Origin of the sequence: Streptomyces sp. NPDC059874 (assembly GCF_042731135.1) — a bacterium.
In the GTDB taxonomy this organism is placed as follows: domain Bacteria; phylum Actinomycetota; class Actinomycetes; order Streptomycetales; family Streptomycetaceae; genus Streptomyces.
This window is the reverse complement of record NZ_JBHWJY010000001.1, coordinates 269672-281408: the sequence shown is the minus strand read 5'-3', so window position 1 is coordinate 281408 and position 11737 is coordinate 269672. Positions and strand designations below refer to the sequence as shown.

The 11737-nt window shown below is 71.3% G+C and carries 10 protein-coding genes; 3 read left to right on the top strand and 7 right to left on the bottom strand.

The window, feature by feature from the left end; translation table 11 throughout:
* Positions 1-99: 99 nt before the first annotated feature.
* Positions 100-1218 (top strand): amidinotransferase, encoded by a 1119-nt coding sequence (locus tag ACFV9H_RS01075; RefSeq protein WP_385391553.1) that lies wholly within the window; start codon positions 100-102, stop codon positions 1216-1218.
* A gap of 4 nt (positions 1219-1222) precedes the next feature.
* On the opposite strand, the gene ACFV9H_RS01070 is transcribed toward ACFV9H_RS01075, so the two are convergent.
* From ACFV9H_RS01070 to ACFV9H_RS01055, 4 genes are all read right to left on the bottom strand, one after another.
* A complete protein-coding gene (locus tag ACFV9H_RS01070; protein WP_385391551.1) occupies positions 1223-1876 on the bottom strand; it encodes a hypothetical protein in 654 nt (217 codons plus the stop codon).
* Positions 1877-2022: 146 nt separating this feature from the next.
* A complete protein-coding gene (locus tag ACFV9H_RS01065) occupies positions 2023-2763 on the bottom strand; it encodes a succinate dehydrogenase/fumarate reductase iron-sulfur subunit (RefSeq protein WP_385391550.1) in 741 nt (246 codons plus the stop codon).
* Positions 2760-4736: a fumarate reductase/succinate dehydrogenase flavoprotein subunit gene (locus ACFV9H_RS01060; RefSeq protein WP_385391549.1), complete on the bottom strand. Its 1977-nt coding sequence runs from the start codon at positions 4734-4736 to the stop codon at positions 2760-2762. Before ACFV9H_RS01060 ends, ACFV9H_RS01065 begins: the two co-directional genes overlap by 4 nt.
* A 2-nt stretch (positions 4737-4738) precedes the next feature.
* Positions 4739-5443: a succinate dehydrogenase gene (locus tag ACFV9H_RS01055; RefSeq protein WP_385391547.1), complete on the bottom strand. Its 705-nt coding sequence runs from the start codon at positions 5441-5443 to the stop codon at positions 4739-4741.
* Positions 5444-5515: 72 nt separating this feature from the next.
* Between ACFV9H_RS01055 and ACFV9H_RS01050 the strand changes: the two genes are divergently transcribed.
* On the top strand, positions 5516-6394 hold the full coding sequence (locus tag ACFV9H_RS01050; protein WP_385391546.1) for a LysR family transcriptional regulator: 879 nt from the start codon (positions 5516-5518) through the stop codon (positions 6392-6394).
* Between the two features lie 68 nt (positions 6395-6462).
* On the opposite strand, the gene ACFV9H_RS01045 is transcribed toward ACFV9H_RS01050, so the two are convergent.
* Positions 6463-7122 carry a TetR/AcrR family transcriptional regulator gene (locus ACFV9H_RS01045; RefSeq protein WP_385391544.1) on the bottom strand — a complete coding sequence of 220 codons (660 nt, stop codon included), beginning with the start codon at positions 7120-7122 and terminating at the stop codon, positions 6463-6465.
* A 106-nt stretch (positions 7123-7228) separates the two neighbouring features.
* Here ACFV9H_RS01045 and ACFV9H_RS01040 point away from each other — a divergent pair, with 106 nt between their 5' ends.
* Positions 7229-8296, top strand: coding sequence for an FAD-dependent monooxygenase (locus ACFV9H_RS01040; RefSeq protein ID WP_385391542.1), 1068 nt, complete (start codon positions 7229-7231; stop codon positions 8294-8296).
* A gap of 15 nt (positions 8297-8311) precedes the next feature.
* On the opposite strand, the gene ACFV9H_RS01035 is transcribed toward ACFV9H_RS01040, so the two are convergent.
* Positions 8312-10444 carry a putative bifunctional diguanylate cyclase/phosphodiesterase gene (locus tag ACFV9H_RS01035; protein WP_385391591.1) on the bottom strand — a complete coding sequence of 711 codons (2133 nt, stop codon included), beginning with the start codon at positions 10442-10444 and terminating at the stop codon, positions 8312-8314.
* 212 nt (positions 10445-10656) lie between these two features.
* On the bottom strand, positions 10657-11487 hold the full coding sequence (locus ACFV9H_RS01030) for an SAM-dependent methyltransferase (protein ID WP_385391541.1): 831 nt from the start codon (positions 11485-11487) through the stop codon (positions 10657-10659).
* Positions 11488-11737 lie beyond the last annotated feature (250 nt).

Sequence of the window (11737 nt, the reverse complement as noted above, 5' to 3'; positions counted from 1 at the left end):
GCCGCATCCCGCCACCTTGACTAGGGTATGAGGGACGACATATCCGGATCTCTGCGATCGAAAGAGATGAAGCATGGGAGCAGTGCGGAGGCCCGCCTGATGTCGGTTCCGTCGGCCGCGGACGCTGCCGTGGAGCCCGTCGTTTCGCCGGTGAATTCACACAACGAGTGGGATCCGCTGGAGGAGGTGATCGTCGGGAGACTCGACGGCGCGACGATTCCCGGCAACCACCCGGTCGTGGCCTGCAACATCCCGCCGTGGGCGGCGCGGCTGCAGGGCCGTGCCTCCGGCTTTCGGTATCCGCGCGTACTGGCCGAGCGGGCGCAGTCCGAGCTCGAGGAGTTCATCGCCCTTCTGCAGTCCCTGGGCATCACCGTCGCCCGTCCGGACGCAGTCGACCACAAGCGACGTTTCAGCACCCCCGACTGGTCCTCGCGCGGATTCTGCAACGCCTGTCCGCGTGACAGCCTCCTGGTGATCGGTGACGAGATCATCGAGACCCCGATGGCGTGGCCGTGCCGATACTTCGAGGCGCACTCCTACCGGACGATCGTCAAGGACTACTTCCGGCGCGGCGCCCGCTGGACGGCAGCGCCGAGGCCACAACTCACCGACGCGCTCTTCGACACCGACTACCGGATCCCCGAGGTCGGCGGGCCGATGCGCTACATCCTCACCGAATTCGAGCCGGTGTTCGACGCGGCGGATTTCGTGCGCGCGGGCCGCGACCTCTTCGTCACGCGGAGCAACGTCACCAACCGGATGGGCATCGAGTGGCTGCGCCGCCATCTCGGAGCCGGCTACCGCATCCACCAGATCGAGAGCCGCTCGCGCACGCCCATGCACATCGACACGACTTTCCTCCCGCTCGCGCCCGGCAAGGCGCTGGTCAATCCGGAGTACATCGACGTCGACCGCCTGCCCGAGGTCCTGAGCTCGTGGGACATCCTGATCGCCCCCGAGCCCAACCCGATCGACGAGCGCTTGCTCAAGATCACCTCGATGTGCGGCACATGGCTCAACGTGAACGTGCTCATGATCGACGAGAAGCGGGTGATCGCGGAGCGACACCACACCAACATGCTGCGCGCCCTCGAACGATGGGGATTCGAGCCGATCCCGTGCGACCTGCTGCACTACGCGCCGTTCGGCGGCTCGTTCCACTGCGCGACCCTCGACGTCCGGCGTCGCGGCTCGCTCCAGTCGTACTTCGATTGAGACGTCAGGCGTCGCCCGGCAGCAGGTGCTGCGGCAGTTCGCGGAAGCTCCACTGCCCCTGGCGGCGGGTGAACATCCAGACGAGGTCGTACCGGTCGGGCCAGGTCGCGGGGAGCCCGAGGACCCGGTCGGCGCCGAGGGCGCGGACCAGGCGGGGGACGCCGGTGTGCTCCCAGCAGACGAGCACGGGCATCGGGGCGGCGAGCGCGGCGCGTACGAGCGCCGGCTCGGCGCCGAGGGCGAACTCGGTGCGGACGGGGGTGCGCAGCGCGCCGGCCAGCGCCGTCACCGTCTGCTTGCACCGGGCCGGGGCGGCGCCTCCCTTGCCGCCGGCCGCGAAGACGGCGGCGGGGCGGGGCAGTGCGGAGCCGCGGGCGGGTGCGAAGAGCCGGGGGAGTTCCTCGGCCCGGCGCCAGCCGCGACCGGCCAGCGAGCCGAGGTCGTCCTCGCCCTCCTCGTCCCAGCCGGAGTCGCCCGGGGGTGGCTTCTCCGCGTGTCGGATCACCATGACCAGGGCGTCCTTGGCCCCGGCCTGCGGTCCGGGGGCGGGGGGTCGCTCTTGTTCCTCCGCGGAGCAGCCGGCCACGGCCAGCGGGGCGAGGGCGGCGGCCAGTACGGCTCGACGGCGCGGTCCGGACCCGGCGGGGGGATGTGGCATGGGGCCAGCGTCTCCCACGGCCCGGGCACCGCCGGGGCGCGGCGCGGGCTGAGCCGCGCCGGTCAGCCGATCGGCGGAGGGCCCGGCGGGGGCCGGGCGGGGGCCGGGGGGCGCCTGGCCGAGGCCGCCTGGCCGGGGCGCCTGGCCTAGGCCTTGCGGGCCGCCCGCAGCCACTCCTTGTTCATCGCGGCGATCGACGGCAGCGGGATGCCCTTGGGGCAGGCCGTGGCGCATTCGCCGGTGAGGGTGCAGCCGCCGAAGCCCTCCTGGTCCATGGCGGCCACCATGTCCAGTACGCGGGTCTCGCGCTCGGGCGAGCCCTGCGGCAGCACGTTCAGGTGGTTGACCTTGGCGGAGGTGAAGAGCATCGCGGAGCCGTTGGGGCAGGCCGCCACGCACGCCCCGCAGCCGATGCACTCGGCGTGCTCGAAGGCGTAGTCGGCGTCGGCCTTGGGCACGGCGGTGGCGTGCGCCTCGGGGGCGGCGCCGGTGGGGGCGGTGATGTAGCCACCGGCCTGGATGATGCGGTCGAAGGCGCCCCGGTCGACGACGAGGTCCTTGACCACCGGGAAGGCGGCCGCCCGCCACGGTTCGACGTCGATGGTGTCGCCGTCGTCGAAGGACCTCATGTGCAGCTGACAGGTGGTGGTGCGCTCCGGGCCGTGCGCGTCGCCGTTGATGACGAGGCTGCAGGCGCCGCAAATGCCCTCGCGGCAGTCGTGGTCGAATGCGACCGGGTCCTCGCCGCGCAGGATGAGGTCCTCGTTGAGGGTGTCGAGCATCTCGAGGAAGGACATGTCCTTCGAGATTCCGTCGACCTCGTAGGTGGCCATGGCGCCGGGGGCGTCGGGGTTCTGCTGGCGCCAGACGCGCAGGGTGAGCTTCATGCGTAGCTCCGCTGGGTGGGGTGGACGTACTCGAAGACGAGGTCTTCCTTGTGCAGGACGGGGGCGGCGCCGGTGCTCCGGAACTCCCAGGCCGCCGCGTACGAGAACTCCTCGTCGCGCCGCTCGGCCTCCCCGTCCGAGGTCTGGGACTCCTCGCGGAAGTGGCCGCCGCAGGACTCCTCGCGGTGCAGGGCGTCGAGGCACATCAGCTCGGCGAGTTCGAGGTAGTCGACGATCCGGTTGGCCTTCTCCAGCGACTGGTTGAACTCTCCCCCTCGCTCCGCTGGGGGGACCCCCACCCCCGAGCCGGGGACCTTGACGCGGCGCCAGAACTCCTCGCGGATCTGCGGGATCCGGTCGAGGGCCTTGCGCAGGCCTTCCTCCGTGCGGGCCATTCCGCAGTACTCCCACATGAGTTCGCCGATCTCGCGGTGGAAGGAGTCGGGCGTGCGATCCCCGTCCACGGCGAGGAGGCGGGTGAGGCGCTCGCGGGTCTCTCGTACGGCGGCCAGGGCCTGCGGGTGAGTGTCGTCGACCGTGCTCCGGTGGGGGTGCCGGGCCAGGTAGTCGTTGATGGTGGAGGGGAGCACGAAATAGCCGTCGGCGAGGCCCTGCATCAGCGCGGAGGCGCCGAGTCGGTTCGCTCCGTGGTCGGAGAAGTTGGCCTCGCCGATCGCGAACAGGCCGGGGACGGTGGTCTGGAGGTCGTAGTCGACCCACAGTCCGCCCATCGTGTAGTGCACGGCGGGGTAGATCCGCATGGGGACCTCGTACGGGTCCTCCGCGGTGATCCGCGCGTACATCTCGAAGAGGTTGCCGTACTTCTCGGCGACCTTGTCCCGGCCCATCCGCCGGATGGCGTCGGCGAAGTCGAGGTAGACGCCCTGGCCGCCGGGGCCGACGCCGCGCCCCTCGTCGCAGACGTTCTTGGCGGCGCGCGAGGCGATGTCGCGGGGCACGAGGTTGCCGAAGGAGGGGTAGATCCGCTCCAGGTAGTAGTCGCGCTCCGCCTCGGGGATCTCGGCGGCCGGGCGGGTGTCGCCCTTGGCCTTGGGGACCCAGATGCGGCCGTCGTTGCGGAGGGACTCGCTCATCAGGGTGAGCTTGGACTGGTGGTCGCCGGTGCGCGGGATGCAGGTGGGGTGGATCTGGGTGAAGCAGGGGTTGGCGAAGTAGGCGCCGCGCCGGTGCGCCCGCCAGACGGCGGTCGCGTTGGAGTTCATGGCGTTGGTGGAGAGGTAGAAGACGTTGCCGTAGCCGCCGGTCGCCAGAACCACCGCGTCGGCGTAGTGCGTGGAGATCTCGCCGGTGATCAGGTCGCGGGCGACGATGCCGCGGGCGACTCCGTCGACGACGATCAGGTCGAGCATCTCGGTGCGGGCGTGCATCTCGACGTTGCCGGCGGCGATCTGCCGGGACAGTGCCTGGTAGGCGCCGAGGAGCAGCTGCTGGCCCGTCTGGCCGCGGGCGTAGAAGGTGCGGGAGACCTGGACGCCGCCGAAGGAGCGGGTGTCGAGGAGGCCGCCGTACTCGCGGGCGAAGGGGACGCCCTGGGCCACGCACTGGTCGATGATCTCGACGGATATCTGGGCGAGGCGGTGGACGTTGGACTCGCGGGCGCGGAAGTCGCCGCCCTTGACGGTGTCGTAGAAGAGGCGGTGCACCGAGTCACCGTCGTTGCGGTAGTTCTTGGCGGCGTTGATGCCGCCCTGGGCGGCGATCGAGTGGGCTCGGCGCGGGGAGTCGCTGAAGCAGAACTGGACGACGTGGTAGCCCTGCTCGGCGAGGGTCGCGCCGGCGGCACCGCCCGCCAGGCCGGTGCCGACGACGATGATGGTGTGCTTGCGGCGGTTGGCCGGGTTGACCAGCTTGGCCTCGAAGCGGCGGCGGTCCCAGCGCTCGGCGACGGGCCCTGCGGGGGCCTTGGTGTCGGTGAGGGGCTCGCCGGTGGTGTAGGTGGCGTACGCGCTCATGGTCAGTTCACCACTCCGGTCATGACGGCGACGGGGACGGAGACGAAGCCCGCGAAGAGGACGAGGGCGAGGGTGTTGGCGAGGAGCTTCAGCGTCCGGTCGCGGCGGGCGTTGCCGGCTCCGAGGGTCTGGGCGGCGCTCCAGAAGCCGTGCCGGATGTGCAGGCCGAGGGCGGCCATCGCCACGATGTAGATGGTGTTGCCGTACCAGGTGGAGAAGGTGGCGAGGACGTTCTCGTACGGGTGGCCGACCCAGGCGCGCTCGTTGACGGTGAGCGTCGTGAGGTCGAGCAGGTGCCAGACGATGAAGAGGGCGAGGATGATGCCGCCCCAGCGCATGGTGCGGGTGGCGTAGCTCGCGCGGCGGCGCTTGTGGGCGTACTTCACCGGGCGCGCCTTGATGTCGAGGCGGCTGAGCTGGTACGCGGAAACGGCGTGGGCGAGCACGGCTGCGAGCAGCACCACGCGGACGATCCACAGGGCCCACTCGTGGTGCAGGAAGGGCTCGCCGAGGGTGCGCAGCCAGTGCGCGTACCCGTTGAACTCGTCCGCCCCAAAGAAGATCTTGAGGTTGCCGAGCATGTGCACGACGAGGTAACCGAGCATGATCAGCCCGGAGACCGCCATGACGGTCTTCTTTCCGATGGTGGAGCCCCAGATGCTCGGCGCCTTGGGGCCGCCTGTCCGGGTGCGCGTTGCCAGAGCCATGTCATCGAAGGTAGGGACGAAGGACCCGAAAGGTCCAAGACATGATGTCGGTCATCTTGATAGACATTGACTATGCAATTCCAGCAGCTCCTGTACTTCGTCGCCGTCGCCGAGACCCGCCACTTCACCCGGGCCGCCGAGCGGGTGCACGTGGCGCAGCCCTCGCTGTCGCAGCAGATCAAGGCGCTCGAACGGGAGCTGGGGGCCGAGCTCTTCAGCCGGGCACGGGGCAACATCTCCCTCACCGACGCGGGCGAGGCCCTGCTGCCGTTGGCCCGGCGGATCCTCGCGGACGCGGACACGGCGCGGCAGGAGGTGCAGGAGCTGGCCCAGCTGCGGCGCGGGCGGATCCGGCTGGGGGCCACGCCGAGCGTGTGCACGGGCCTGCTCCCGAACGTGCTGCGCGCCTTCCACACCGCTCATCCGGGGATCGAGCTGCTGATCGAGGAGAGCGGCTCGCTGGACCTGGTACGGGAACTCGCGCGCGGGGCCCTGGACCTGGCCCTGATCGCGCTGCCGTTGCCACCCTCGGCACCGGCGCTGACCACGGTGGAACTGCTGACGGAGGACCTGGTGGTGGTCTCGTCCGCGGATCTCCCGCCCCCGGCGGGCGGCGCCGAGTTGACCATCGCCGACCTGCGTGAGGAGCCGATGGTGATGTTCCGACACGGCTACGACCTGCGGGACCTGACGGTGGGGGCGTGCCGGGCGGCGGGCTTCGAGCCGGTGTTCACGGTGGAGGGCGGGGAGATGGACGCGGTCCTCGGCTTCGTACGGGCCGGGCTGGGCATCGCGGTGGTCCCGAACATGGTCGTGGAGCACGCCGGCCCGGGCCTGCGCGCCACTCCCCTCGCGGGGTCCCCGCTGCGCCGCACCATCGCCCTGGCCCACCGCACGGACGTGGCACCCCCGCGCGCGGCCCGCGAGCTGAAGCGCATGCTGGTCGGCTGAGCCCCGGCCGGCCTTGCCGGCCCGGGGGATCGTCGGCGAGGAAGCCCGGGCGGTGACGCCGACCGGCGTCAGGAGGGTATGAGCGGCCCGAGGGTCCGGTCGAGCCCGTCGGCCAGCATCGCGAAGGCGTGGTCGGCTTCGGCGACGGCGGCCGGGTAGGCCTCGTCGGCACTCTGGCCGGCCGAGAGCCGGCGCCAGTTCTCCCGGCCCAGCTCGTGGCGGACGGTCACCAGGTGCAGGGCCGCCAGCCGGGCGCTGAACGGGGGGACCGACTCCGCCTCCAGGACCTCCGCGAGCAGCTCCACCTCACGCGCCGTGTAGTGGGCGAGCCGGGTCTCCAGGCTGGCGGTGGAGTACAGCAGCCCCTGGAAGGCAAGGACGTTCGGGTGGTCGCAGAGCCCGGTGATCGGGTCCCGCTCGGCGAGGGCCGCCAGGAAGTGCTCGTGGACCGCACGCACCGGGGTGCGGCCCGCCGGGCGGTCGCGCACGACGCGCGCCGCCTCGTCCTGATGGTCGGCGAACCGGTCCAGGACCAGGTCCTCCTTGCTCTGGAAGTACCGGAACAGGGTGGGCTTGGAGACCTCGGCCGCGGCGGCCACATCGGCCACCGACACGGCGTCGAAGCCGCGCTCCAGGAAGAGTTCGAGCGCGGTGGCCGCCAGCTGGCTCCGCGTACGCAGCTTCTTGCTCTCCCGCAGACCCGTCCGCGGACCCGTCGTGTTCTCCATGACTCCAGCGTAGCACAAAACCATGACTGGGTTAATTTCGTTACCGGGTTGCATTTCTGCCTCGGTTGCGCTTTCCTTGACCCAGAGACGACGAGAGGACACTCCGATGACCGACGTACTGATCGTGGGCTCCGGCCCCACCGGACTCACCCTGGCGTGCGAACTGGCCCTGTCCGGCGCGGCCGTCCGCGTGCTCGACGCACGTTCGGGGCCTCATCGCGAGTCCCGGGGCAAGGGCCTGAACCCGGACGGACTGAAGGTGCTCGCCCGGCTCGGCGCCGCCGAGCGGGTCTCGGCCGTCGGGACCCGGGGCGTGGTCCTGCGCAAGTACTTCGACGGCGACCACATCAGCGACACCCCGACCGGCGACGGCATCCTGATCGGCCAGTGGCAGGTGGAAGAAGCCCTCCGCCGGCGGCTCGCCGGCCTCGGCGTCCGGATCGAGTACGAAGCCCGGGTCACGGAGATCGCGCAGGACGAGACGGGGGTCACCGCCCTGCTCGCGAACGGCCGATCGGTCCGTGCCGCGTACGCCGCCGGGTGCGACGGCGGCCACAGCTCGGTCCGCAAACTCCTCGGGATCCCCTTCGAGGGGCGCACGGACGCGACGGAGGCGATGGTGCTCGGGGATGTGCGGGCACCCGGGCTGAGCCGTGCGTACTGGCATCAGTGGTTCACCTCGGAAGGCGGAGGGATACTCCTCTGCCCGATGCCGGGGACCGACACCTTCCAGCTCCAGGCCTCACCGGAGCTCACCGAGACCGGCGAGCCGCTGCCGCCCTCGCTGGAGAGCTTCCAGAGGCTCTTCGACCGGCACGCCAGGGTCCCGGGAATCCGCCTGGCCGATCCCACCTGGCTCTCGGCCTGGCGGGTCAACGTCCGCATGGCCGCGAGGATGCGCGATGGCCGGGTCTTCCTCGCCGGGGACGCCGCGCACGTGCACCCCATAGCCGGCGGCCTGGGCATGAACACCGGCATACAGGACGCGGCCGCCCTCGGCCGGACCTTGCTCCGCGCCCTCGCCGGCCCGGCAGGGGATGGCGTGCTCGACGCCTACGAGGCCGAGCGGCTGCCGGCGGCCGCCCATGTGCTGGCCGACACCGCCGAGCGGTACGAGCGGGTGCTGGCCGCGGTGCGCGAGCCCGGCCGCGGCACCGAGGTCGGCATGGACTGACCCGCCCGGGTGACGTCAGGAGGGAGTGGGCACGGCGTCCGAGAGGGACAGGGTGTGAATGCGGTCGGGGGCGCCCGGACGGGCGTAGTACCAGCCCTGGGCGGTGTCGCAGCCGAGGGCCCGCAGCTGGGCGGCCTGGACCCCGGTCTCCACGCCCTCCACGGTCACCGCGAGTTCGAGGCTGTGGGCGAGGGCGACGATCCCCTCCACGATCTTGACGTCGACGGGGTTCGCGGGACTCTGCTGCATCCCCTTCGTGAAGGAACGGTCCAGTTTCAGGACGCTGACGGGAAGGCGGCGCAGATTGGCCAGGTTCGAATAGCCGGTGCCGAAGTCGTCGAGCGCGATGTCCACGCCCAGGGCGGCGAGCCGGCGCAGCGGCTCCAGGAGTTCGTCGTCGGCTCCTATCAGTGCCGATTCGGTCACCTCCAGGCACAGGGAACCAGGGGCGAGGCCTGACTTCTCCAACACCGCCACGGTGTCGGCGACCAGCCCGGGATGGTGCAGCTGCGTCGGGGAAAGGTTCACGTTGATGCGCAGGGAGGCCCCGCCGTGCTGGCACTGCCAGTTGCGGGCCTGACGGACGGACTCCTCCAGGACCCAGCGGCCGAGCGGCACGATCAGCCCGGTGCGTTCGGCGAGCGGGATGAAGCGGTCCGGGCCCAGCACCCCGTACTGCGGGTGCGACCAGCGCACCAACGCCTCGGCCCCGTGCACGGTGCCGTCGTGCATGTGCACCAGCGGCTGGTACTCGATGAAGAACTCCCCGCGCTCCAGCGCCGCGGGCAGTGCGTTGGTCAGTCCGTGCCGGGTGATGGCGCGGGCGTCGGCCTCCGCGTCGGCGAACTCGAAGCGGTTGCCACCGGCCGCCTTGGCCCGGTACATCGTGATGTCGGCGCTTCGCAGCACCTCCGCCGGGGTGCGCTCCTTGACGCTGCCCTCGACGATGCCGATGCTGCCCCGCACGGTCAGCTCACGGCCCTCCAGCCGGATCGGCGTGGACAGGGCGGACAGGATCCGGACCGCGAGGTCGGTCACCTTCTGTTCGGTGTCGCCGCCGGTGGTCAGGGCGACGAACTCGTCGCCGCCGAGCCGTGCGACGACCTCGCCCGGGCCGGTCGCGCAGCTCTGCAGCCGGTCGGCGACCTCGACCAGCAGCCGGTCCCCCGCCGAGTGGCCGAGGCTGTCGTTGACCGCCTTGAAGCCGTCCAGGTCCAGGTAGCACAGGCCGAAGCGGTCGCCGCCGGAGCCGTTCAGCGCCTTTTCCAGCCGTTCGAAGAACAGTGTCCGGTTGGGCAGGCCGGTCAGGGCGTCGTGGGTGGCCTCGTAGCGAAGGCGCAGGTTCAGCAGCCGGCGTTCGGTGGTGTCCTCCATCAGCGCCAGCTGGTACTGCGGCTCCCCGGCCGCGTCGCGCAGCAGCGACACCGTCAGGTTGGTCCACAGCACGGTGCCGTCGTGCCGGTAGTACGGCTTCTCCACCCGGAAGTTCTCGCGCTCGCCGCGCACCAGCTCGCCGTGCATCCGCCAGACGTGCGGGGTGTCGTCGGGGTGGCCCCACTCGCTGACCTTGCGGCCCCGGACGTGCCCCTCCAGCCCGCCGAACATCTGCAGCAGCGCGTCGTTGACCTCCAGGATGTTCCCGTCCAGGTCGGCGATGCCGATGCCGACGGCCGCTCCCTCGAAGACCGCCCGGAAGCGCGCCTCACTGGCGTGCAGGGCCTGCTGCGCATCGGTGCGCGCGGTCAGCGCGGAGCGGGCGATGGCCTCCTGCTCCTTGAGGGTGCGCTCGCGCAGGGCGCGGGCGTATCCCGCGGCTATGCCGTGCTGGAGCCGGGCGCAGCGGGCCCGGTGCTCCTCGGTGGAGCCGCCGGGTCCGCCGGCGCCGCCGCAGTAGAGCACCAGGTAGGACTCGATCACGCCGAGGGTGCCGGCCAGGGCCTCCGGGTCGGTGCAGTGCACCGCGACGAGTTCGGCCCCCACCCGCTGGGCCACGGAGGCGTCGAAGGCGCGGGCGTGCAGGGCCGCGGTGAGGGTGCGGGTGAGCGGTACGAGGTGCCGTTCGAACTCGGTGCGGGTAAGCGAGGTCGCGGTGACCGGGAAGATCGCCCGACCCCAGATGGTCGCGAATCGGGCGATCCGGTCCTCCAGGCCCCCATGGGGAGACGCCTCGGGGGCGCTCGGTCCCAGGGCGGCCGCGCCGGGACCGACCGTCTCGGGACCGACCGTCTGGGGACCGGCCGCCGGAGGCTCGGCCGTCCCGGGCGCGGGCACACCGGGCTCGGGGACCGGCGGGCCCGACGGTCGGCCGGCCGACGTCTGCGCCCCCATCGTCTGCGCCCCCGGCGTCTGTACGGGGAGTCTCACGTCTTGCGTCCCACGCCGCCGTACCCCGAGAAGGCGTACGGGTCCTCGGGCACCTCGCCCTCCGCGTCGCCCTCGGCGCGGTCCGGCCGCCAGTCGGGCATGGACACCAGGCCGGGCTCCACCATCTCGAACCCGTCGAAGAAGGCCCTGATCCGCTCCCCGCTGCGCATGACGAGCGGGTTGCGGATGTCGCGGTACACGCCGACGGCGCCGCCCGCCACTTCCTCCGCGACCGGGATGCCCTCGAAGGAGGCGTGCGTGAGGATCAACAGGCTGCCGGGGGCCAGCGCGTCGCGCAGTTCGGCCACGGCGCGGTACGGGTCGTCCGTGTCCTCCAGGAAGTGCAGGACGGCGACGAGGAGCAGCGCCACGGGTCGGTCGAAGTCGAGCAGCCGGGCGACCTCGGGGGCGGTCAGGATGTCCTTCGGCTTGCGCAGGTCGGCTGCGACGACGCCGGTCTGCTCGTCTTCCCCGAGGACGGCCCGGCTGTGCGCGACGGCCACCGGGTCGTGGTCCACGTAGACCACGCGCGCCTCCGGGGTGGCGGCGCGGGCGATCTCGTGGACGTTGCCGAAGGTGGGGATGCCGGAGCCGATGTCGAGGAACTGCGTGACGCCCTCGGCCACCGCGTGGCGGACGGTGCGGCGCATGAACGCCCGGTTGGCCTGCATGATCTTGGGCAGGCCCGGGATGAATTCCATGGCCCGGCGGGCGGCCTCGCGGTCGACCTCGAAATTGTGGGAGCCGCCCAGGTAGTAATCGTAGATGCGGGACACGCTCGGCACCGATATGTCGATGCCTGGCGGGGCCCAGGCGGGGCGCTCCATCGGGTCTCCAAGCCTTGTTCCGCAGCGGCCCCTCCGGGGACCGGACTCTGTCCGAGCCGAATGTACTGATCATTAGCCAACAGGGCGAGCAAAAGCGGAAATTGGCGGTCCGTTGTTCGTCACACACCAAAGGCACGTGCCCGACCGTGCGTCACCAATGGTCGTTACCGACAAATCCCTTATGGGAATTGACCGGTCCGCGATCCGACCCGGTCGGCGATTGGCTCAAACCTCCCGGGTCGACGCCCCA

Bases quoted from the DNA above. Each gene is read 5' to 3' on its own strand.
- ACFV9H_RS01075 (WP_385391553.1), top strand. From the start codon at position 100: ATGTCGGTTCCGTCGGCCGCGGACGCTGCCGTGGAGCCCGTCGTTTCG.
- ACFV9H_RS01070 (WP_385391551.1), bottom strand. From the start codon at position 1,876: ATGCCACATCCCCCCGCCGGGTCCGGACCGCGCCGTCGAGCCGTACTG.
- ACFV9H_RS01065 (WP_385391550.1), bottom strand. From the start codon at position 2,763: ATGAAGCTCACCCTGCGCGTCTGGCGCCAGCAGAACCCCGACGCCCCC.
- ACFV9H_RS01060 (WP_385391549.1), bottom strand. From the start codon at position 4,736: ATGAGCGCGTACGCCACCTACACCACCGGCGAGCCCCTCACCGACACC.
- ACFV9H_RS01055 (WP_385391547.1), bottom strand. From the start codon at position 5,443: ATGGCTCTGGCAACGCGCACCCGGACAGGCGGCCCCAAGGCGCCGAGC.
- ACFV9H_RS01050 (WP_385391546.1), top strand. From the start codon at position 5,516: ATGCAATTCCAGCAGCTCCTGTACTTCGTCGCCGTCGCCGAGACCCGC.
- ACFV9H_RS01045 (WP_385391544.1), bottom strand. From the start codon at position 7,122: ATGGAGAACACGACGGGTCCGCGGACGGGTCTGCGGGAGAGCAAGAAG.
- ACFV9H_RS01040 (WP_385391542.1), top strand. From the start codon at position 7,229: ATGACCGACGTACTGATCGTGGGCTCCGGCCCCACCGGACTCACCCTG.
- ACFV9H_RS01030 (WP_385391541.1), bottom strand. From the start codon at position 11,487: ATGGAGCGCCCCGCCTGGGCCCCGCCAGGCATCGACATATCGGTGCCG.